This is a genomic window from Microbacterium daqui, assembly GCF_050408675.1.
Taxonomy (GTDB): Bacteria; Actinomycetota; Actinomycetes; order Actinomycetales; family Microbacteriaceae; genus Microbacterium.
This window is the reverse complement of record NZ_JBNTKF010000002.1, coordinates 85,246-108,327: the sequence shown is the minus strand read 5'-3', so window position 1 is coordinate 108,327 and position 23,082 is coordinate 85,246. Positions and strand designations below refer to the sequence as shown.

Below are 23,082 nucleotides of genomic sequence, written 5' to 3'. Positions count from 1 at the left end.
CGGAGCCCGAGTGCGTTAGGGGGGGGTGGCGGGTGAGGCGGCACCGACCTACCCGCCACCGTCAGGCGCCCGGATGAGGTCAGCGGGCGTCTGACGGGAGAGCGAGCAGCGCTCGCTCTCCCATGTGCGTCACAGCTGCGCGCGCACCTCCCCGCGTCGACGCCGGCTGATCAGCAACAGCGATCCTCCGATCACTCCGAGGAGTCCGATGATGGCCCACGTCGCGGCAACCGGGGCACCGGTGGCCGGCAGCGGTGGCTTGTTGGCCGCGCCGATCGTCACCACGGCGTCATCGGCGTCACGACCCTTATCGTCGGGGTCACCGAACGTGTGGTAGTCCACAATCGCAACGTTGGTAATCTCGCCTGCGGGCGCCGAAGCCGACACCGTCGCCGTGATCGTCAGCGTCGGAGCGGCGGAGGTGCCGACTCCGACCGGCTGCAACGGGCCGAACAACGTGCACGTGACCGTGCCACCGTAACCCTGCGCGTTCGATCCGGTGATGTCACACGATTCCCAGTTCGGGAAGACGCTCGCGTCGCCCTCACCGGGCCACGAGATGTCAGTCACCTTCAGGGTGCTCGGAATCTCGTCAGTGATGATCACGCCTTCGGCTGCCGAGTCGTCGCTGACGTTCTCCGTGGCAATCGTGTAGGAGATGGTGTCACCCGGCATCGCCTTCGTGACCGACGCCGTCTTCTCAACCTGAACCTCAGAGTGGCGAGCCACAGCACATTCCGGAAGAGCCTCGGGGTAGGTCGCGCTGAAGCTGAGCTCCGGGTTGACCGAGAAGGTCACCGTCGTCTCGAGACGCCATGCGTAGTCCAGCTCGCTCGGGTCGAGGATGAGACCGTTGAAGACCCACGTGGCTTCTTCTTCGGGTGTCATCACTGTCGCCGTTCCGGGGATGAAGTATCCACCACCGGGTGCATAGTCGCTGGCCTGCAGTACTCGCCAGCCCGGGTAGTCGATGCTCACGCCCGATGGGGTGAATGCCGATCCCGGCCATGCGATCTGGCTACTCCAGGTGAGTTCACCACCGGGCTCGGTGATCATCACGTTCGGCGGCACGTGGTCACCGGCCATGTTGGGCGTCCACAAGAAGGTGATGTCTTGATCGCGCAGCGTCTCCGACTTGGTGATCGTCCAGTTCAAGAACGGGGCGTCACCGACACACACGGCCGTGACAACGGCGGCAATGTCTCGAGTCGGAATGGTGATCGTGTCACAGTCGTTCTCGGGGTTCTGGTCGCGTTCTGCGGCGACGCAGGCCTCGTTCACGAGCTCTTCCAGCGGAACCGGCATCTCCGTGATCGGATCGCCGACACCGACGTCGGTCACCTCGGGCAGCGTGAACTCGACGGTGATGGTGACGATGACCGTTTCTCCGGCTCCGATGGAGTCGATGGTCAGTGCCACATCGTTGTCTTCGTATCCAGCTACCGGCGCCCAGGTGTAACCCTCGGTGACGGAGATGCCCGTGATGGCGAGGCGGTCGTTGATGCTCGTGTCTGTGACAAGAACATCTTCAGACGCCCGGGTGCCGTTGTTGGTGATGGTGAGGATGTAGTCGAACGTGTCTCCGGGTTCGACCGAGGTTTGGTCGTCTGCCAGACCCGCGGTCTTATCGATCGAGACATCGTCGTAATGCACGACGTCACACACCTCATCCGACTGCTCGTACTCACCACTGATGATGGTTCCGGTGTTACCCACCGTGATGCCATCACCCTCCCACTCACACACCGGCTCACGACCAACCGCGGTAGCGGTCGCTTCCAGCGTGACCGTCACCTGATACACGTGAGCATCGGAACCAACACTGCCGCCCGCAACGATCGTCCACACACCGTCACCATCGAAAGTGGCGTTTGTGGGGGCCGGGGTTGCGCCCACGCCCGCCGCGACAGCGTCACCGACCATCTCAACACCGTCCGGCAACGTCAGCTCATCCGTCAGGTCGTAGAACACGGTCTCACCCGCCGGAGCGAGCGGTGCCGACACCGTCAGCAGATAGGTGAGCGTGTACGTTCCATCACCGTTGTCAACGACACTGTCGGTGCTCTTATCAACCTCCGGAGTAAACGGCTCGGCACACGCCCGAGACTCACCACCATCGTTGTCATCCGTCAGCAACGCCGTGTTCAAGAACCCGCCGGCCTCAGATCCTTCCGGATCACACCAGTTCGTTCCCTCCTCGTACGCGCCAGCCGACACCTCAGCGGTCACCGTCACCGTGTACACCTCAGTACCAAACGGCGGATCAATCACCGCATCCGTCGCCAACACCGCGGTTCCGTCATCAGCAAATGGCTGATCCGTCATTCCGTTACCCGACCACACAGCATCCACAACCTCGATACCAGCGCCAAACTGCAACGTGTCAGACAAGCTGTACTCATAACCCGAGAACTCCGACTGGTTCGTCACCGTGATCTCATACTCCACAGTCCACGAACCATCCGCGTTCTGCATCGACGACGTGACCTGCTTATCAACCATGCCCGTCGCCGGAATCGCCGTATTCACAATCCGACACGTAACATCCTCACCGATCTCCAGCCACAACAAGCCCTCGACCAGATCAACCACATCACCCGATGCGGTGTCGCGGCAGGCCCAGTCACCGGCGGTGTACCCACTCGGACCCATCTCACCGAGAGTGATCGCCTCTTCAGCAACCGCGTCACCCGAGATGGCGGCGACGGTGTCAGAGATCAGCGTGCCCGTTCCACTAATGAGCGTCTCCTCAGCCGCAGCCGTCAACGTCCAATCATCAGCACCAGCAAGACCACCACCGGTGTTCACAACCTCCTTCTCCAACGTCAGCTTCGGCTTCTGCGAGGTGTTGGTGAACCAGCACTCCCAGCTCTCGCCGGCGCCGACGGTGACGACGGGGTTGTCGAGCGATGTTTCGCTGTCGACGGGGTCATCGTCGGGGCGCTGTACTTCAGCACAGCTCAGGTCAGTCCAGGCGTAGCCTGCGGGGCCTTCTGCCTCACTGAGCGTGTAGGCGCCCGGGTCGACCTCTTGCCCGATGGCGTGCTCGAACGTCGTGGTCTCGCCATCGAGTGTTGCCTCAAGCAGGTTGTCCCAGCTCTTGGGAATCGCGCTGCCGCCGTTCGTGTTGTCCACGATCTTGTGCAGTGTGAGCGATCCGGGCTGCTCGGTGTTGGTGAACGTACACGTTGTCGTTTCACCTTCCGTGAGCGTCAGCCGCGGGTTGTCGACCGTGACCTCGTCGTGGCCGGTGCAGGCGAGGCTCGTCAGCTTGTAGCCGTCAACGGGGGCATCCTCCGCCAGCACGTACTCGGTCAGCGCCTTCGCGGGGCCCGAGGCCGGGGTTGTTCCGGTCACGTTGGGCCCACCGGCGGTGGTGGCCGACAGGGTCCACAGCGTTTCATCGGCGGGGTCACCAAACGGCGACTCCGTGACCTTCACCAGCGTGATTTCTGGTGCGATCGACGCGTTCGTGAACGTGCACTCGGCGATCGCACCGTTGGAAACCTCCACCGTCGGGTCAGCGAGCGACGTTCCTTGGCCGATGCAGCTCAGAGAGGTCAGCTCGTAGCCCGTCACGTCTTCGATCTCGCTCAGCGTGTATTCGCCCGCAGGCAAATCGATCGTCTGAGCGTGATCGAACAGAACCGGCTCAGCGTCACCCCGTTGTGCAACCAGCTTCTGGTTCCAGTCGGTCAGCAGGGCGTCTCCACCGTTGGTGAGGTCAAGCGCCTTGTTGAGCTTGAGCCCACCGGCCGTGGATTCGTTGACGAACGTACACGTCGTCGTCTGTCCTGGCTGCATCGTGATCGTGTTGCCTGCACCGACGGTGACCCCGTCGGTGCAGGTCAGGCTCGCGAGCGTGAAGCCCGTGGTGCCTTCCGTCTCGGCGAGCGTGTACATCACTCCCGCCTTAATCGGTCCGGTTGCCGCTGCCGTTCCGGTGCGTCCGGTGACCGACGGGTTATCGGCACCGGCCGTGGCCGAGAGCAACCAGGTGGCCGGGTCGGCAGAGCCGCCCCATTCCGACGTGTCAACGGACTTCACCAGAGTGATCACCGGGGCGATCGCTCGGTTCGTCACCTCACACTCGACCGATTCGCCGTTAGCCACGGCGACGGCCGGGTTCGTGAGATCCAGCTCGACGCCGTCACACACGATGCCCGTCAATTCGTATCCTGCGAGCGGTGAGTCGTCAGCCACCGGACCCTCACCGATCACATACGTTCCCGCCGCAACGTCGATGGTTTCGCCGCTGTCGAACAGGATCGGATCGTCGGAACCAACGGTTGCGTGCAAGAGCTGGTTCCAGTCGGCGGGTTCTGCGTCTCCACCGTTGACGGTGTCGACGATCTTCGTGATAGTCAGCTCACCCGGCAGTGATTTGTTGGTGAAGGTACACACCGTGCTCTGACCGGGAGTCAGGGTGATGGTGTCGTCTGCCGTCACCTGGACGCCGTTGGTGCAAGCCAGGGACTCCAGCTCGTAACCGGTGATTCCGGCATCGGCGAGCTCGGCGAGCGTGTAGGCAACGCCGGCCTTCAGGCTGCCCGAGACGCCGGTGCGGCCGCTCAGCGACGGGTCAGTTGCCCCGGCCGTTGCAGCCAGCGTCCAGTCGGTGATTTCAGCCGGACCCCCGAACGGGTCTTCGTTGAGTGCCTTCACCAGGGTCACCGTCGGCGCAATCGAAGCGTTCGTGAAGATGCACTCGACCGTTTGGCCGTTGGGCACCGTGACCGTCCACGGCTCGCCGAGGTCAAGCGCGACACCACCACATGTGATGCCTGTCAGTGTGTAGCCAGCGGGGCCCGCCAGCTCGTTGATCGTGTAGACGCCGCTACTGACGGGGATGGTCTGGCCACTGTTGAACGGAATAACCGGGCCATCGGCCGGCTGCGCGGTCAGCAGCTGGTTCCAGTCGCTCGCGACAGCGCTGCCGCCGTTGGCGTTGTTCACCGTCTTGGTCAGCTTGAGTCCACCCGGTACTGACGTGTTGGTGAAGGTACAGGTGGTGCTCTGGCCCGGAGTCAGGCTGAACGTGGGGGCCGCGGCCGAGACGTTTGGCAGCCCGGTGCACACGAGGCTCGCGAGGGTGTACCCATCGGGGCCCTCTTCTTCCAGCGTGTACTCCTGTCCTGCTTGAGCAACATCAGAGACTCCGGTTGTTCCGACGACATCGCGATCACCGTCGGTCAGTGCCGACAGCGTCCAGTCGCCGGCCACCGCCGTGCCGCCGTTTGTGTTCTGAACGATCTTCTCGAGGGTGATCAGAGGTGCCTGAGCGGTGTTCTCGAACGTACAGGTCACCGCGTCACCGTTCTCCAGTGTCAGCGACGGGTTGGCCAGATCGACGTCATCAGCGCTGGCGTTGCCAGAGCACGTCAGGTCGGTCCAGTCGTAGCCGTCGACAACATCGGCAATTTCGTTGAGCGTGTAGGTGCCTGCGTTGACGTTCTTCTGCTCGTTGTGATTGAACAGCACGTCGGCACCGTTGTTGGCAATGAGTTTCTGATCCCACTGCTCCGGTGTCGCACCGCCGGTCGTCACATTGGTGTTGTCAACCGACTTGACGAGGGTCAACTTGGCCGGCTGAGCGGTGTTCACGAAGGTACAGATCACGTTTTCACCCACCTGGGCGGTGACGATGGTGCCGTCGAGTCCGCTGGTGCAGCTCAGGCCTGTTTGAGTCCATCCTGCGGGGCCGCCGGTTTCCTCCAACTCGTACCCGACGCCGGCCGTCACAGTCGATGCGATGCCGCTGGTGCCGGTGATTCCGCCGTCGTCGTCCGAGGTGGCGCTCAACGTCCACGCGTTGATGTTGCCCGCACTGCCGTAGGCGTTGTTGATCTCCTTCAGCAGCGTAATCGTGGGAGCCTGGTCGTCGTTGACGAAACGGTAGGTGTCGGTTGCCCGCGGGTCGACGGTGACCATCCAGTTGCCGTCATCGTCCATGCGCGGGTACCCGGCCGGGTCCGCGTTCTCGGTGACATCCACCCAGCTTCCGCCGACGAACTGCTGCAGCTTCGTCATCTGGTAGCCCGAGGGGCCGGTCTCCGTCAACGTGTAGACGTGTTCGGGGCGAACGTTGATCGTATTAGCCGGCGACGTCGTCGATGCTCCAACCACGGGGGCGGGGTTTGCCAGGCCGGTCATCGGCGCCGGCGTTGCCGTCAGCGAGAAGTCGTCGACCTGCGCGGATCCGCCGTTGTTGTTGATGACCTGTTTCTGCAGCACCAACCACGACGTTTCATTCACGGCGGTGCATCGCACGTGGTAGCCGAGCGGAACCCGGACACCACCGTTCAGACCATCGGCAAAGCCCGGAACGACCGCGCCGCTGCTGTTCAGTTGCACACACGCCCAGGTTCCGGTCGACGGCGGAGTGATCGTGGCGTTGGGGTCGATCACCTGGCGGTAAACCGCCGGGCCGGTTTCACCCAGCTCATATCGCGTGTCGGGAGTAACAGCTCCGGTGACCGTTGTCGGCCCCGAGGGGCCGGCAAGCGCACCCATCGGCGCGAACGCCGTCAATTGCCAGCTCGTCGCCGGCTCGGTTCCGTTGGCGACGCTCTTGATCAGCGTGAGCTGCGAACCACACGTCACCGTGTTCTTGATCATGTACTTGTTCTCGTCGGGGTTAGCCGCCAGTACGGCGTTGTAGGTCGCCGTGTTGGAGACCACGTCGCCGTCGGCATCAACGATCGAGACCGCACCGTACGAACACTGCGCCAGGCCGGTCGGCATCGGCGAAACGGTTTCGCTGATCGCAACGCTCGTGCCCTCCGTGATGTTGCCGCGGGGCGTGTTCCATGGCTGGTTAGTGCCGGCGAGTTGCAGCGAAGCGTTCACGCCTTCGGCGGCGAGCGGGTTGGTGAGGTTGGTGTATTCCACACCGTTGACGACCCAGACCTTGTCAACCGTGATGCTGGTCTGCACGAGCGACGGCTTGTTGTAGACCACACACGAGACGGAGGCGTTGTTGGGAATCGCAACGTCAAAGCCCGGGTTCGAACCGACTGTCTGGTTGGTGACGGCGACCGGACTGGTACTGCCGTTCAAGAACGTTGCGGTACACACCGCGTTCTTGCCGGCCTGCGTCACAATGCCATAGCCGCCTTGCAGCACCTCGTTGACCCGCACGGTTCCGGTGCTCAGACCACCCGTGTACGTCAGCGGGAAGTTGACAGCACCCGTACCACCGGCGGTGACGCCGGTGCCGCCGTTGCCGATAGCGAGGCCCGCGGTTTGCGAGGCCGCATTGAACGTCCAGCCACCGGCGACAGTTGCGCCGGTCACGTCGTCGCCGGTGTTGCCTTGCGGAACCACCTGCTTGACGACGGTGAGCGAGCCGAGGCAGTCACCCAGAGCGGCGTCACGAACGGCCTGCGCGGCCGCGTCGAAGGTCGGAGCCTGGAAGTAGTCGCTGTTGACCGTCGGTCCGGAGATGGCCGCGAGGTTGTTGGATGGGCCGTCGATGCCGTCGCCGACACCGACCGCGACAATGCGGGTGCCCGCGTTCTTCAGCAGGTTGGCCGACAGAACGCCGTTCTCAACTTCGCGGAATCGCGTGTAGTTTCCGGGTCCCTCACCGTTGCCGTAGCGTGTCGGGTTTCCGTCGGTGATGACCAGAACCACGTCGTACTCGCCGCCGGGAATCTGACTGAGGCCCCGGTCCCAGTTGGTGGCACCATTGGGCGTCGTGAACGTGTCGATGTGGTTGCGAACCGTGTCGGCTCCAGCCGTCGTGGAAACTGCCGTTTCGGCTAGGTTGCCGCCCGCGGTTGCCGGTGCCGAGTTCGCGAAGGTGTAAACACCGACGGTGGAGTTGGTTCCCTCGAGTGCCGTCACCATCGCCTTACCGGCGGTCTCGATCTGTGACAGCTGACCGCTGAGCGAACCTGACAGGTCAAAGAGCAGAGCGACCTCGACTCCACACGCGGGGTTGCGAGTGATGTTGTTGCGCGACATCACAAAGGTTCCGCCCGATGCTCGATCGTTTGAGTCACCGGTTCCCACCATGAAGTCAACGCGCGAATCTTGCGGCAAGGTCGACAGCGCGGCCGTGCGCACCGTGTAGGCGGTGACTGATCCGCCGCTGCTTCCGGTTGCGATGTTGGTGTTGATGCGCCAGCCGGTCGGCGCGGTCTTCTGCACGATCCAGAACTGCTGTCCGGCGTAAGTTGTGTTGGCTTCCGGCACAGTAAAGACGCACTTGCCGTCGGCGCCGGCAGAGACACACGTGGCCCACGGCTGGTTGATCACCGCGGTCGGGCCCGAGCTCGTTCCCGTCCACAGTTCGAGCGTTGCCCCTGGCAGGCCGGTCAAGCCGTTGAGGCCGTCACGGTCGCCCGCAACGTAGGTGGTGATCGTGGTGGAGACGGGCACCACGGGGGCGGTCAGAACAAGGTCACAATCTGAGGAGTTGCGGTTGTCGTCCGTGCCGTAGAACGTCACGGTCGACGTCGCCTCATCGAAACGCACGCGCGTGGATTGCCACCACTGGCCTGACTCAGAGCAGGTCAGCGAACTCGTGTATCCGGCCGTTGCCGGGTTGGTTCCGATCCACGAGATTTGGTACGACGAGGGGTTGGCTCGAATAACGTCCATCCAGACGTTGTTGGTCAGAACGTAGTAGTCGGTGGTAGCCGTATTGGTCGCACGAATTTCCCACATGCTGGCCGTTGCGGTGCCGCCAGAAACGGAGACGTCGACGCGCAGCTCACCACACGTCGAGTTCGTACATTCTGGCAGCAGCGCCCGCAACGAAACGCCCGGGTCTGCGACCTTAGCGTCAAGGCTCGGCGTTGGTGCTGGCTTCGCGTTGTCGGTCGGTGCCGGCGCGGGCTCGGTTGGCGCCGGTGCGGGCGGAGCAGTCGTTGCCGAAGGGGCGGGCGCCGGCTGTGCGGGCGGCGCGGTCGTTGTCGTCGGTTCGGGTGCCGGCGGCGGGGTGGTCTCGGTGGGTTCCGGTTCTGGCGCAGCAGGCGGAGCTGACGGAACCACGGGCTCGGTTGGGGCCGGAGCGGGCGGTTCCGTCGCCTCCGTCGGCGAAGGAGCGGGGGTCGCCGATTCTTCAGCGACCGGCGCGGTGGTCGGCGGCGGTGCGGCTTCTTCTGCAGCCGCGGGGGTCAACCCACCAACAACCAGCCCTCCAGCAAGCAACATCGAGACGATGGCGCCATACCAGCGACGATGCACGTCGAGCACGCCGGGTTGTTCCAGGGGGATGTGAGTTGCCCGACGGGAGCGCTTAGCAGACCATCGAGATCGAGAATTCGACATGAGAAGGTTCCTTCGCTTGCTGCTCGCCAGCGGGGGAGGTCTCGCTAGCGGTCGTGAGGCACAAGCACAGGAATCCCCAGCGACACCCAGAACGTACGGGCGCGTATTTGGGGCGACAAGAGGTTGCCGCTGATCTCCGCATGAGAGCGCAGATGAGGAGGTTCTCACAGAAGAAATCCCCGAACGCGAAGGGGAAAACCCTAGGAGTCGAAGTGCCGCCTCTGCGTATTTTTCCGCTCACGCCTCCGTACGAAAATGGGTGCTCACAGCGAACGGAAAAGTCTCTCTAACGGAACCCCAAGCCTGTGTCGCCACTCGCTCCCGGCTCTGAACAGGCCTTTCCGGCGCGCAAGACGGAGTGAGCGGTACCGAGGACGCACCGCTCACTCCCCTATCAGATGTGAGTCCTACAGCCGCACACGATCCTCACGGCGGCGACCGATCATGATCGCGGCACCGACGCCGAGGGCGAGCAGGCCAGCGATCATCCAGACCGGGCTAACCGGGGAGCCCGTCGCCGGGAGCGGCTGCTTGTTGGCGGCGCCAATGGTGATGATGGCGTCGCCACTGTCGTGGCCAGAATCCCACATGAAGCCGTAGCCTGCCGTCACATCCAGCGCGGTGATCATGAGGCATTCGTGAATGCTGGTGTCGATGACCGGCACGTCGGTTGCAGGCCGGATGCTGTTGTTGGTGATGGTGATTGCCGCAATTTTCGTGCGGTGCTTACGCATCGGCGACCCCGCGTTCAGCCAAGCCATATGCGCCTGATCGTTAACCCCCAGACAAAGCAATGCGCCCTCCGGATCATCCGGAGGGCGCACGTCGTAACAACGATTATTCGTTGCCGATGCTCTTATCGATGTTCTCGCGAACCTCATCGATCTTTTCGTCTGCCGAGTCGGGCAGAACCTTCTTGGCGAGGCCGGAGGCGCCGTCCAGCACCTTGTCGCTGATGCTCTCAGCCTGCTCGCTGTTCAGTGCGTCGCTGACCTTTTCCTTGTTCTGCTCGAAAAGATCTTTGCCCTTGTTGACGATGTCGTCGAGTCCCATGGGATCCCCTTCATGATGCTGCGCCACGGCAAGTCGGGCGTCTTCCAGCATTCTGCCGCATTACCCCGGTCAGGTAAACACAAAACCCAAAACCCGAAATCGGGCAATACCAAAGAACTAAGGCGCCGGAACCTCGGTGCCGGGGAACATCGCAACGCACGACTCTTGAATGGTCACCGGGGTCTGTGTCGTGGTCGGGCTGTATCGCACCGACAGCGGCACATTGACGCCGTCCGGAACACTCGACGTGAACGACATCGTGCGACTCTCCCCCATCGGCACCGTCGCGAAGATGTTGCGCGCGTCGAGGCCGTTGTAGTTGCCCGAGCGGTCCATGTCACCGTAGTCGCTGAACTCGGGGCTGGTTGCGACCAGTTCACCACCGGGCAGCGCGAACGATAGCACGTCGAGCATCATCGTCGTGCGCGGCAGCCCGAAGTTTCCGTTGCGCGCGCCGAGAGTGTAGTTCGAGAAGTCGCCGTGCGGAATATTGTTCGTCATAGTCACCGACGTCGTCACGGTGCGAGCGTTCGGGTCACACGCGACATCCATCGACGTCGAGAGGTAATACTCAAGCTTCGAGTACGAGGCGTCGTTCAGGTAAATACCCACCTGCGCGGTCGTCGCGGTGTCGGTATAGATGCGGCCGTCGGTGCCGAACTCGGCGGCCATAGCCTGCTCGTTCGGGTTGACGAACGACATATACACGCGCTGCTCAGCAGTTCCGCGTCCGAGTGCATCAAACATGGCCATCGGATCCCAGTCACCCGACATAACCTTCGCGAAGATTGCGCCAGCTGCGGCGTCGAAGAAAGCCTGAGATTCCAACCCATCCGGGAAGTTCTCGTAGGCATCACTCATCAGAAGCTGTACCGCATTCTCGCCTGTCACCTGAGTGTCGTAGCCGGGCACATCCACCGGCCCCGCGACGGCGAGCATGTACGACAGCATTACCGGGTCGAGCGAAATGACGCCATCGAGGTTCTCCCCCGTTGCCTTGGTCCACAGCTGTTGCACGTAGCTCGATGTGTCGGCGAACTCGGGAAAGCGCGTGTAGTTCTGCACGTACTGCGTCGTATCCCATTCGAACAGGGCGGACTTTTCTGCGGGTTCGATGCCCGGAAGCCCCGTGCCCCCGTAGCCCAACGAAGCAAACGACACGACGGCCCAGTCCTCACGCATTGTCACTTTGCCGTCGGTGATCGACAGAATCGCTGCGTTGCCGGGGTTGCCGCCGGTCGAGCGAATCTCGGCGTTGTTTTGAAACATCACCGCGTAGTTGCGCGTACCACCATCACCGAGCATCGGCAGAATCGTCGGCAGGTACTTGTTGCCCACCTCGATGAGCGGCGTCGCCTCGGCGACCATGTCAATAACCTGGCCGATGTTCTCTTCAACGAACGGCAAAATCGCGTCGCGGTCGATCTTGTCGAGGTGGCTCTGCGCCTTGACGAACGTCTCGTTCAGCGCGGGCAACAGCGGCACAACCTCGCGGAACGGCTGCAGGTCGATACCGCCGTCGACGGAGAGCCCCGACAGGTCGAAGGTCTTCAATAGTTCAAGAACCGACGGCAACGCTTCACGCACAATGATGTCGGTGGCCTTGGTCGTCTCAGCGACGGCTTCAATATTCGCGCCGACAAACGGAACCGCGGCGGCTGCACCCCACAGCGGATTATTGACCGTCTCGTTGGCGCTGGCAGAGAGCGACTGAATGTTGGCGGCCGTCGTAGCAACCCCCTCAGTGTCGCCATTCTTTACCTGGTCAACGACAACCTTGAGCTCAGACTTCATCTCCGTGAGGTCGTCGCGCACCTGCATCGCCTGCATGAACAAGATGCCGGCAGCGATGCCCGCGAGCAGCAGGATGCCGACGATGGGAAATACCCACCACATCCACCGGTGGCGCTTCTTAGGCTTCGCCTTGGCTTTGCTTGACGGCGACGTCATCGTGAGGGGCTTCGTCAAAGCGTCAACCTCGTCAATCTCGGGTAGCGGCTGGCCGTCACGTTGCAGCATCGCATCGTACGCTGCACGCAACTGGTCTTGCGTTGACATGGGCGGCTCAGGCTGAGCGGGCTCTGCACCAAACAGCTGGTTGATTTGCTCGGTTGGCGTCTCCGCGGCAGGGGTCTTCGACAGCGCGTCTCGCTCGGCGCGTTCGCGCGCAAGACGCGCTTCGCGCCTGCTCAGAGGGGGCGTGGGCTCACCGATGATGTCTCCTAATGATGCGAGTCGTCACGGCGCGACTCAACAGAACAGCCCCTAGTGCGCGTCGTCTCCGGGTGCGACGACCGCCTTCAGGGTGCGGAAGAGGATGATTACATCCTGCATGAAAGACCAGTTCTCAATGTAGTAGAGGTCCAAACGTAGGGCATCTTCCCATGAGAGCGACGAGCGCCCGCTGACCTGCCACAGCCCGCTCATGCCTGGTTTTACGATCAAGCGCCGGTGGGCGTAATCGTCATACATCGCCACCTCTGCCTCGCGCTGCGGGCGCGGCCCCACGAGGCTCATTTCGCCGCGCAGCACGTTGAAGAGCTGCGGTAACTCGTCAATCGAGAACTTGCGCAGCACACGACCAACCTTGGTAATTCGGGGGTCGTTCTCCAGCTTGAAAAGTGGTTGATCGCTCTTTCCTTGCTCCGCGAGCAGCGCCTGAAGTTGTTCGTCAGCGTTCGTCACCATCGAACGAAACTTCAACATCGGAAACGGCTTGCCGTTGCGGCCAACGCGCTCTTGCGCGTACAGAATCGGCCCGGGGCTTGAGAATTTCACGGCGAGCGCCGTGATGAGCCAGATGGGCGTGAGAAGGAGTATCAGCAAACCGGAACCAACGATGTCGAAAGTGCGCTTAAGAAAGCGCCGCGATCCGTCGAGTCGGGGGAAGGACACGTGGACGAGCGGCAGACCGGCAACCGGTCGCGAGTGGATGCGTGGGCCGGCAATGTCGGTCGTCGCGGGCGCCACGATCCAGTTCACATCACGATCCGACATGTTCCAGCCGATGCGACGCATCACCTTCGGAGAGATGTCGTCGGCACCCGCGAAGATGACGGTATCGGCACGGTGTTCGTCAACCCCAGCTTCGAGTGAGCGGTAGGGCCCATACACATCGATTCCCGCGACCTGCCCGCCCGCGGGTTCGGTTACGGCCCCGATCACTTCGATACCGGTACCGCGCGTCGACTGGAGAGTACCGATGATGTGCTGAATCTTGCGTTTTTCACCGATGACAAACGCCCGGTGAACGTACGCGCCCTTGCGCTGTTGGCGGCGCAACCACTGCCTCCAGAGCCACCGAGAGCCGAGTAGCAGCAGCAGTCCGGCCGGGAAGGCAATCACAAAGAGCGATCGCGCCAGATCAACACGAAAGAAGAACGCCACGATCAGCACAATGACAAAGGCCGACATCGTGGCGCGAAAGACGCGGTCATACTCCGCAACGCCAGAGCCCACCACGAGCTCGTCACGACTGTCGGTGGCGGCCAACGCGATGAGCCACAAGAGGCCCACTGCGGTCAGCGCCCATACATAAGGAATTCGAAAGTCTCCCGGCCAGACAACATCGGTCAGGCCGGGCGTGACGGTTCGCAGAAACAGCCAGAAACCCGCCATGGTCGCAGCGATCACAAACAGATCGGTGAAGAACAACCGTGCGGCATACCTCCGCGGCCATTTCTCCATGAAGTCTCCCTCTTCTTCATACGGAGTCGTGACCGCGTCATCGCGCAAATCACACAGACATACCGAGACTACTCTTCTTTTCCCCCTCTCCGTGGTCGCGCGCACGCAACACATCGCCAGACGGGACGAGGGACAGGATTACGATAGTGACGATGCCCCGAGATGAGGGCACGTTGTTGAAGGGTGCACCGTGACGTCGACGATGCTTATTGCAAGCCACAAACAGGCTCCTGTTCCGTCGTCGAGTCTTTACGTGCCGGTCCATGTCGGCCACGCCCTCAACCCAGCCGACTTCGGCTTCCGGCCCGACGACTCGGGCGACAACATCTCAGCGAAGAACCGGTCGTACTGTGAGCTCACCGCGGTGTACTGGGCTTGGAAGAACATCGATGCGACGGCGTACGGCCTGAGCCATTACCGACGCTACTTCGCAGGAACGATGCCTGGCCCAAACGGTTCGAAGATTCTCTCGGCCGACGAGGCCAACACGCTCCTGCTCGATTTCGACGTTGTTCTGGGCAAGCCACGAAACTATGTGATCGAGACCATCGATTCGCACTACCGCAACGGGCACCATGGCGAAGACCTCGACGTATTGCGAGCGGCCATCGAGCGACGTTCACCTGAGTATCTGTCGGCATACGACACCGTTTTTCAGGGGCGCAAGCTCTCGCTTTACAACATGTTTCTCATGCGCGCTGAGGCCTTTGAAGCGTATTGTTCGTGGCTCTTCCCCCTGCTCTCCGAGGTCGAAACACACATCGATGAGTCGGATCGAACGAGCTACCAACAGCGCACCATGGGCTATCTCGGCGAACGACTGCTCAATGTCTGGGTGCAGGCTCATCCCGAACTACGCACGACTCACCGCAAGATCGTGAATACCGAAGGGGAACCCAAGATCGAGAAAGCGATCAAACTAATGCAACGCAAAATTACCGGGCGTCGCCAGCAATAGCGGCCGGGCCGTCGCCATCCAACGTCCCCGGTGCGCGTGGCGCAAGAACATCCCTCGACCTAAGGTGCTGCATAGGGCCGAGGCATGCTTGCCGACTCATCTGTCAGATCGGACGAAGGCGTACAATTTCCAGAACAGGAAAAAGAGCCGCGGCGAGAGTCGTACGAGCCTAATTCCAACTTTGTCTCGCCTCGGCGCTTGCGGATCCTCTAGCGTCGAGGGGCCAGCGGAACGAACGAAACCGACAATCTCGTCACGAAGCAATCGGTCCTTGCCCGTCACTTTCTCCATGTATCGGAGCACGCTTAACCTCGCATGTACGCGGCGACGGTTCGCAGCGCGAACAAGGTTCGGATAACTCGACTCTGCCTGCGCCGCAAATCTGTCCGCCGCTTCGATGAACTGGATCTGCTTGCCCGCCCAACCAGCGTTGACGATCGACCCTTCCCTCATTACGTAGAGGTACAAGGGCTCGCCCACGTAAGTCACTTTATCGACCTGAGCGAGCACATCACCGAACACGTAAGTGTCCTCATAAATGCGGCCTTCTGGGTAACGAATCGAGTTAAAGATCCGTCGGCTATAGAGTTTTCCCCATGCCGATACATCTATCGCGCCGTGGTATAGAGCGCTAAAGAACGCCTCTTGCTGGGTCAGCTCGCGCACACCCCCGTCGACGGCGTTGACCGGGATATTCCTGCCGCCGGAACGAATAAAGTGACTACCGCAGACCAGCTCTGCACTCTCGGTGCCTGCAACTTCGACCAGTCGGTTGATCGCATGCGGCACCAACATGTCATCGCCGTCAACAAAAACTAACCAGTCTCCGCTAGACGCGTCGATCCCCGCATTTCTAGCGGAGGACAACCCCCCGTTCGGTTTCGTGATTACACGCCAACCGCTACGGTCTCTCGCGTATTCGCGGAGCAATGAGGCAGTTCCGTCCGTCGAGCCATCGTCGACCAGGATCACCTCGAGGTGTGGATAGGTTTGCTTCGCAAGACTGATCAGACAAGATTCGACGTACTGTTCAATATTGAAGCAAGCGACTATCACAGAAACAACAGCGTGGTTGGATCCGCCACTCCTTGCTGGAGTCTTGCGATCGAGGTGTTCAGAGCCGGTCATGTTTCCGACTTACCTAAAGCCGAGTTGATGGCAGCGGCAAGTTTGGCGACCGCCGCCTCACGGCTCTCTACGAAGACTCGTTGCGCTGCATCCAGCATGCCAGCGGGGACGCGTGTGGTGTACTCAGGATGACCAATCTCCCGACTTTCGGCTCCAGCAACCCGCAGAATGTTGGTCAAGCGACCTGCGTAATTCGGCGGCATCGAAACGGACACGGGCGTTCCTAGGTTCAATGAGAATGCCGTCGCGTGGAATGAATCCGTTACAACGTGGGATGCAGTAGAGAGCAGTTCAAGGAACTTCGGCACCTCGGGCACGCGATACTCGTTACGATGACGAACCCATGGGAGGGGCCTCGGATTGAGGGTGACAAGCGGCAATCCGAGATCACGAGCGACGGCCCGCGCCTTGGCTCGAATGTTTGTCCCTCGGTTGAGCGTATAAAGGAGAACAAAACCGCCCGAGTTCCCCTTCGCGCTACCGATCGAACGCCAGGTCTCGGCCGGCAATAGCAACGTGGGGTCAGGGATCACCTCGCTCTCAATGCCCATCGAGTGCAGGTCAGCGTGAGCTGACTCTTCGCGCACCGACCGCCAGTCAAATTTGGGGAGGGTGGACTTGAACAAATCAACGTCAGCATCGGAGAAATCTTGTTTTCCGATTGACGACGATAGCGATAGACGCGGGGTATCGGGCGATCCGAATTGGAGGAGGTAGGGCTCAGTTCCCCCAATGTTGTAGTCCGTGTTCCAGACCTGATCCGACCCAACAATATACATATCAGCCTTCGGCGGCTCTTTCCTCAACTGGTCGAGGGATGTGTATCGCTGGGTGAGAGGTAGATTCTCCTCGACGAACGCATGGAAGACATCTGCAAACCGCGAGAAGTACTCCCTCGAGCTCAAAGACTGGATCCTTTTGGTGATAGGCCCCCTGACAAATCGCGAGTGGGATGACGCCCATTTCGCAGGGTCAATCTGATCAGGTCGCCAATAGTCAATGAACTCTACGTCGAGCCCCAAGCTCTCGAGCAACTCCTTGGTTGCAACCGCTTGAAGGACCGACCCGTAGTTCCCAACACGATGCATCGTAATTACGGCGGCCTTGGCCGCAAATTTGTTATCAGGCACGGATGCCTCCCACACCACGTCGAGCAGAACGAGGAGCCAACGCGCCCTCTTCGGCGTATCCCACCGCGATCATCGTGATAACCAAGTCATGATCCGCAAGCCCGATCGACTTGCGCAGCCCATCCGCGACCGCGTTGGTGACCGACATGTTCAGCATGCATGTGTCGACTCCCAAGGCGTGGAATGCGTAAACCAACGAGGCCCCGAAGATCCCACCCTCGATCCAACCTTGGTTTCGTTCACCTCGGCCGTTGAACATGCGGGCGTCAACTGTAACAACTGCCAAGACGGGAATCGGGTCTATACCTCGGTTGCCATTCTGGAAAACGCGTGCCTCTGCAACCTGCGCACCCGTGAGGAATCGAACCTGCCATGGCTGCCGATTGCAGACTGATGGCGCGTTGCCCGCGATCCCGACCGCTCGATCCAGAATCGACTCCTCGACTGGTCGCCCGGAAAAGTTCCGGATTGACTGTCGGCTCTCAAAGAAACGTTCCGGATTCTTCAGCGGTTCACGGGGGCGCCGGGCGCGGGCGACCCGCTCATCGACCTCTCCTGTGTCATTCCATCGTCGCAACGCTTCGTCCGCATTCACTGCGGCCTTGTACCAGAAAGCGTCACCATGTTCTGATTTCGCGGCCGCAAGTGGAACGAGCTGGTCGAAATGCTCGGCCATGGAGGCCCCAAATGGGCGCTTGGGTTCCTTGAACGTCAAACCCTTCTCGACTCGGTGATAATCGAGCGTAAGTTGCGCCTCAAGGTGCTTCTCGTTTACTTGAGCGTCTCGGACTCCCGTAAACGCGAACTTCGTGTATCGGCGCCAATCGCGAGCAAACTCGACTAACGATCCCCCAGAAAACTTGAATCTGCGTAGCGCGCGCTTAACCCTGAAACTCATGACTAATCCTCCAAAATCTCCTGAGCGCGATCGGTGTCGTGGCCGCGCATCCTACTGCTCTCGCGCGTACGAATGCCGCCGAATCGCAAGCTCCACCACCCGAACAATGCCGAGTAAACTACGGCGACACTGAGCGCGGGTACCACACCATAAACAATGACCAAATAACTCGAAAGCAGCACACCGAAGGTCGCGATCCAGGCGTTCCGCATCGGGATCCATAGGCCGAGCCTTCGATTCAGGATGAGGTGCCGAGTACCAATATTCGTAACGTACCCCAGTACAAGTGCCAGGTTGGCACCATTGATCCCGAGTTCCCGAACCAACGGGAAGGTGGCTACGCCGACGACAGCGAGGCAGACCAGCGTTGAAATAAACAACTCGACTGTGCGCTCAAGTCCATAAAAAATGTTCCCGACAAAGTTGGAGTATCCCGCGAGGACAGCGACAAGTAGGAACCCAGGGACCGTGACCCAACCGAGGGCGTATCGATCGTCAACGGTGACCTGATAGAACCAGGTTCCCAACGGAACCGCGAATACTCCTCCGACGCCGTAGAGAAGCGCCGCGAACGCTGTGCCTTTTCGATAGAACGATGACTCCTTGGATTGCCCCTCGAAGGAAAGCTGTTGCCAGACCAGAGTAACGACACCTGAGACGACGGCGACCAGGCCAGCGAGCTTCGAGGCTGCAGCGAAGATTCCATTCGCATCCAGACCCATTTCAATTGCGACGACGAATCGGCCGGTGCTCGTGAATAGCCAGAAAGCCACCGAATTGATACCCAAAGGCACAGTGAACCTGAACAGCACTGAGGACCAAGCAGGAGCACCGGAACGCCACGCTCGGCGCAATAGTCCAACTCGCGCCTCGACCAGAAGCACCTGCGACAAACAGCCGAGGGCAATTCCGAGGAAGAGCGCAGCTGACCCCATCGATAGCCATTGAAGTGCGAGCACTGACGCCGCAAATGTCACGGCAGCGTTCACTACTCCCGAGATCGCGAAGAGCCGAACAAATCCCACTCCCCGAGCAGCGAACCCCCAGAACTGTGCGGCGCTTCGCGCTACCGTGGCCAACAAGACCCACCAGATATCGCGCGGGTCGGCAATCACCCATGTTGCGACCGCGCCAAGCGATAAGACAACGGTGGATGCCCCAAATAGCGCGAGGCCAGGCTTTATCCAGCGATCGAAGTCTGATCCTCGCAGGGCCAGCCGCATGACCCCCACCCAGATATCCGCATAGATGAGGGCGGCTGCCACTGTTGCGATCGTGTTAGCAAGATCGAAGTAACCGAATTCATCGGGAGCCAATAACCGCGTGTAGACCGGCATGGCGACGAACGTGATCAAGCTTGATAGGCCAGAGCCAAGCATGAATGACCAGAACAGGCGCATGGCTCGCCTGAACTTTGGGCCGAGTCGGGTCATAGCTGTAAACAACCAGTCTGCGCGAGCCCACCTACCGATCTCGATGGGCTGACCGAATGCTCAATCGACAGAACAGGAACTCTCGAAATATCGTCCACTCCCACGCTTCAAGACTCCTGGGCACTGGAAGACGGGCGGTTTTCCGAAGCCGCCAGCGCGCGCTTGGATGACTTGATAACTAGAGGGAGCATCACAAGCGCGATGATGAGGCTGCCGTTTGTGAACTCCCACCTGACGAACGAGAGCACCGCAACCTGCAACATGAGTAGGCCGAAGATTGTGCTGCGGGGGCCAAACCCCCACATGCGATTGAAACTCCATTGTGCGATGAAACCCCACGCCAACGCCCCCAAAACCACGCCGACCCAACCGAAGTCAAGGTAGAAGTAGTAGAACAGTGTCACGAATGCGTTGAAATGACGGCCCGGGAGAAGGTCGACCCAAACCTCCTGCGGGAGCGCGACGAGTGTAGAGATTTCGGAGCCGATGGGATGTCCGACGAGTTCGGAGGCTCGGAATAGGAGCGTCAAACCGCCGTATGCAAACCCAGCGCCGAAGGTCTGCGCACCCATCGCGTCGACCGTCGTCGCCCAATGCGCGAGGAGCGGGACCGGTATCGCAAAGTAGGTGTACGCCTCGAACAGTACAGAGTTGCCTCGGGCGATGGTAAACCCGAGTACGCCGACAGCAAGCACGACGAGTATTGCTTTGGCCCAGGTGTTGTGGCGTCGAGTTGCTCCGGGCCGAGCTAACAGCGCGAGCACCATCACTCCCGCATACAGGAAGATGAATCGACCACCCGAGGTGAGCTGATTGAGCAGAACCACAGATGCGAAGGACACGGCGAAGCCGACGTTAATCTTTCCACGGAGAAGGCTCCACAGAAAAATCGGCAGAGCCAATATCATCAACGGGCCCACAAATAGGCGATCAACGAGGGCGATCGTCGCATCATTGCCGCCATAGCCGAGATAGGAATTGCGGACCTCCGCCAGCGACCCACCGCCCAGAAGTATCCCAATTTGCCCCGCGCGCGAGACCATCATCACGACGATAGCCGCAACCAGCGCGACCGTCAGCACGCGATATCTAATGAGGTGGTCTTGGCCCGCATCAGGATCCGGAAACAGCGCGACCGTGTTACCGAATCGACGCATTATGACCGCACCGACGAACAATGATGCACCACCCGCCAGGATGATGCTCTCGGCAATTGGGTCAAAGGAGAAGAGCCCGTACAGGCGCAATGATGCGAGCCCCGTTGATAGAGCTAAGACACCAAGCGTGATCGACGTTGGATTGAGAATCGATCGATTGAGCAACGAGATCACGACCATTAACGCCAGCAACAATAGAGCTACCTGCATCGACTGGGTCCTCTCCGTCATGGGCGTGAGCTGGTTAACCTGACCAGCCTACCTTGGGGACGCATATTGAAACGTCAGGGCGCCTTGAACGACGAGCGAGAGCTCGCCTCGTCGCGAGCTGGAAGCATTTGCCCGTTCAGCACCTATCTTCGGATCTCGCTGCGTAACCACGGCGTCAGCGTTTCGGCAAAAGTGCGGGTCAGGTGACTCTCATCGAAGTACACTATTGTTCCACCGATCACGGCCCTGCACACGCCGTCCGGGCAGACCATCTCCCACGTGTCGAGTACGGTCGCTCCGGCCTCCTCGGCTGCGGCTACGAGCCAGTCTTCCCATGGGCCAGGTGTCCAGTCGCATTGGCCCCGCCGTTCCACACACTCGGGCGCGAATTGCGCACGGTCGCCGAAGTCCACCGGCCATTGATCCGGCATCCCTGGAACTGTCCGGAACACATATACGCTCTTGCCTGCTTCCTGGAGCATATTGATTTGCGAGATCGCCAGGTCGCGGTCGCCCGCAGTGAGCATGGTTCTTACGCTCAAGACCACAGCGGAGACGTCGGGGTCAGAGGCTACCGCGGCGAGCGTGGAGTTCGCCCATTCGCTACACAGGCGACGGTTCTCAGTTTGCTCCCCTTCCATGCCCGGGAATCCGGAACAGCCTGTTCGTGAATGCACCGCCAGTGTTTGGTCTCGCTCATCTGTAAGCTTCACCAACGGGCGGATGAGGTGTGCGGCATGGGAGTCGCCAAAGAGGACCATTGTGTCGGTACCCGTATTGAACTCACAGGTCGTGAGGTGCTGCCCTTCGATACTCTCTACCCGGCAAGCATCTGAGGATGTGTCCGGCGTGTACCCGTCTTTTGCCGAGATGGCGGGAGTGATGAGCCCCGTGGGTACATCGTCGGGATCACAACCATTTTGTACGGCGTATGCGCCGAAACACCCATCCTCGATCAGTATCTGTGCTGCGACTTGCTCGCGCTTGTCCTGCTGCGTTGCGTCCCACACCAGAGACGGAATCAACGTCGCTGCAGCAATGACCACAATCGAGCTCACCATAGCTACGTAAGTCGGTAGGGGGCGCCCGATGATGCCTGGTGCGCGGCGCACCGGATCTTCCACGAACCGCTTTGTAAGTTCCGCGAGCACAATCGTGACCAGTAGGAGAACCACCATCCCCTTCCAACCGGGCTGAGCACCGCGCAACGCCACGAACACAACAATGATTGGCCAGTGCCAGAGGTAAATGGAGTAGGAGAGATCCCCTAGTCGTTGCACCCACCCGGCGCGCGCCAGGTATTGGGGTGAGTTATTGGACTCGATGTCCCCGACATACAGGAGCCACGCTGTCGCCGCCACCGGAACTATTGCAATCCATCCAGGGAATTCAGTTCCTGAGTCGAACAGCAGCGCTGATGCAGCGACAGCCGCCACCGCCCCCCAGCTCAATATCACGCGCACGCTCTGCCGGAGCCTGACGAACGGTAGCAAACCTACCAGCGCCCCGGCTGCAAACTCCCACGCGCGTGTCGTTGTTATGAAGTACGCAGAAGGTTGCGAGCGCGCTGTCTCGAAAACAGAAAAGACAAACGAGACGGTAAATACAAGCAGTAGCGTGACTACTATCACTCGGCGTGCGTCTGCCCGAATTACGCGTCGACCGAACCAAGCGGCCGCGAGGATCAATATCGGCCACACAATGTAGAACTGCTCTTCTACTGATAGCGACCAGTAATGCTGCGCAATTGAACCAGTCGTGTCCGCCCCGAGGTAGTCCACTGCGTTAGCCGCATAGTTCCAGTTCACGACGTATATCGAAGCGAGGAAGATCTCGATCAGATTCTGTTGCCGGAATGCTTCGGGCAACAAGAAGAGCACTGCTGCCGCCGATACGACCAAGACGAGTAGCCCGGCGGGAAGCAGTCGTCTGATCCGTCGCGCCCAGAACTCGCTCAATTTGATCGAACCCGTGCGGTCAACTTCTCTCAGCAAATGCGATGTGATGAGGAAGCCTGAGATGACGAAAAAAACATCGACACCAATATAGCCACCCGGCACCACAGCGGGAGCTAAATGGAAGATTACGACGAGCGCGACTGCTAGGGCTCGTAGTCCCTGGATATCGAGACGCTGAGGGGTGGGCACAA

12 protein-coding genes are annotated in these 23,082 nt (G+C 60.6%); 1 reads left to right on the top strand and 11 read right to left on the bottom strand.

What is annotated here, in order from left to right; translation table 11 throughout:
• Window positions 1–129: 129 nt before the first annotated feature.
• From ACQUSY_RS01780 to ACQUSY_RS01760, 5 genes are all read right to left on the bottom strand, one after another.
• Entirely contained in the window at window positions 130–9,279 is a 9,150-nt protein-coding gene (locus tag ACQUSY_RS01780; protein WP_428902811.1) for a prealbumin-like fold domain-containing protein, read from the bottom strand.
• Window positions 9,280–9,686: 407 nt separating this feature from the next.
• Window positions 9,687–10,040, bottom strand: a complete 354-nt coding sequence (locus ACQUSY_RS01775) for an LPXTG cell wall anchor domain-containing protein (RefSeq protein ID WP_428902810.1) — start codon at window positions 10,038–10,040, stop codon at window positions 9,687–9,689.
• Window positions 10,041–10,116: 76 nt separating this feature from the next.
• Complete coding sequence (locus ACQUSY_RS01770) at window positions 10,117–10,332, bottom strand: hypothetical protein (RefSeq protein WP_428902809.1); 216 nt, start codon at window positions 10,330–10,332, stop codon at window positions 10,117–10,119.
• A 117-nt stretch (window positions 10,333–10,449) separates the two neighbouring features.
• Entirely contained in the window at window positions 10,450–12,390 is a 1,941-nt protein-coding gene (locus ACQUSY_RS01765; protein ID WP_428902808.1) for a DUF4012 domain-containing protein, read from the bottom strand.
• A 207-nt stretch (window positions 12,391–12,597) separates the two neighbouring features.
• Complete coding sequence (locus ACQUSY_RS01760) at window positions 12,598–14,019, bottom strand: sugar transferase (protein WP_428902807.1); 1,422 nt, start codon at window positions 14,017–14,019, stop codon at window positions 12,598–12,600.
• A gap of 190 nt (window positions 14,020–14,209) precedes the next feature.
• Here ACQUSY_RS01760 and ACQUSY_RS01755 point away from each other — a divergent pair, with 190 nt between their 5' ends.
• A complete protein-coding gene (locus ACQUSY_RS01755) occupies window positions 14,210–14,977 on the top strand; it encodes a DUF4422 domain-containing protein (protein ID WP_428902806.1) in 768 nt (255 codons plus the stop codon).
• Between the two features lie 96 nt (window positions 14,978–15,073).
• Here the strand turns inward: ACQUSY_RS01755 and ACQUSY_RS01750 are convergent, their stop codons facing one another.
• The 6 genes from ACQUSY_RS01750 to ACQUSY_RS01725 form a co-directional block, all read right to left on the bottom strand.
• Window positions 15,074–16,105: a glycosyltransferase family 2 protein gene (locus ACQUSY_RS01750; protein WP_428902805.1), complete on the bottom strand. Its 1,032-nt coding sequence runs from the start codon at window positions 16,103–16,105 to the stop codon at window positions 15,074–15,076.
• Window positions 16,102–17,235, bottom strand: a complete 1,134-nt coding sequence (locus tag ACQUSY_RS01745) for a polysaccharide pyruvyl transferase family protein (protein ID WP_428902804.1) — start codon at window positions 17,233–17,235, stop codon at window positions 16,102–16,104. Before ACQUSY_RS01745 ends, ACQUSY_RS01750 begins: the two co-directional genes overlap by 4 nt.
• The gene (locus ACQUSY_RS01740) at window positions 17,228–18,133 is read right to left on the bottom strand and encodes a nitroreductase family protein (protein ID WP_428902803.1); all 906 of its coding nucleotides are present in this window, start codon (window positions 18,131–18,133) and stop codon (window positions 17,228–17,230) included. The genes ACQUSY_RS01745 and ACQUSY_RS01740 overlap by 8 nt, the downstream gene beginning before the upstream one ends.
• 2 nt (window positions 18,134–18,135) lie before the next feature.
• Window positions 18,136–19,533, bottom strand: coding sequence for a lipopolysaccharide biosynthesis protein (locus ACQUSY_RS01735; protein WP_428902802.1), 1,398 nt, complete (start codon window positions 19,531–19,533; stop codon window positions 18,136–18,138).
• 140 nt (window positions 19,534–19,673) lie between these two features.
• The gene (locus ACQUSY_RS01730) at window positions 19,674–20,933 is read right to left on the bottom strand and encodes an O-antigen polymerase (RefSeq protein ID WP_428902801.1); all 1,260 of its coding nucleotides are present in this window, start codon (window positions 20,931–20,933) and stop codon (window positions 19,674–19,676) included.
• Between the two features lie 143 nt (window positions 20,934–21,076).
• A complete protein-coding gene (locus ACQUSY_RS01725) occupies window positions 21,077–23,080 on the bottom strand; it encodes an acyltransferase family protein (protein WP_428902800.1) in 2,004 nt (667 codons plus the stop codon).
• Window positions 23,081–23,082 lie beyond the last annotated feature (2 nt).

What these genes read in the sequence shown, in the direction of transcription:
- ACQUSY_RS01780 (WP_428902811.1), bottom strand. Translation starts at nt 9,279, where the DNA reads ATGTCGAATTCTCGATCTCGATGGTCTGCTAAGCGCTCCCGTCGGGCA.
- ACQUSY_RS01775 (WP_428902810.1), bottom strand. Translation starts at nt 10,040, where the DNA reads ATGGCTTGGCTGAACGCGGGGTCGCCGATGCGTAAGCACCGCACGAAA.
- ACQUSY_RS01770 (WP_428902809.1), bottom strand. Translation starts at nt 10,332, where the DNA reads ATGGGACTCGACGACATCGTCAACAAGGGCAAAGATCTTTTCGAGCAG.
- ACQUSY_RS01765 (WP_428902808.1), bottom strand. Translation starts at nt 12,390, where the DNA reads ATGTCAACGCAAGACCAGTTGCGTGCAGCGTACGATGCGATGCTGCAA.
- ACQUSY_RS01760 (WP_428902807.1), bottom strand. Translation starts at nt 14,019, where the DNA reads ATGGAGAAATGGCCGCGGAGGTATGCCGCACGGTTGTTCTTCACCGAT.
- ACQUSY_RS01750 (WP_428902805.1), bottom strand. Translation starts at nt 16,105, where the DNA reads ATGACCGGCTCTGAACACCTCGATCGCAAGACTCCAGCAAGGAGTGGC.
- ACQUSY_RS01740 (WP_428902803.1), bottom strand. Translation starts at nt 18,133, where the DNA reads ATGAGTTTCAGGGTTAAGCGCGCGCTACGCAGATTCAAGTTTTCTGGG.
- ACQUSY_RS01735 (WP_428902802.1), bottom strand. Translation starts at nt 19,533, where the DNA reads ATGCGCCTGTTCTGGTCATTCATGCTTGGCTCTGGCCTATCAAGCTTG.
- ACQUSY_RS01730 (WP_428902801.1), bottom strand. Translation starts at nt 20,933, where the DNA reads ATGCAGGTAGCTCTATTGTTGCTGGCGTTAATGGTCGTGATCTCGTTG.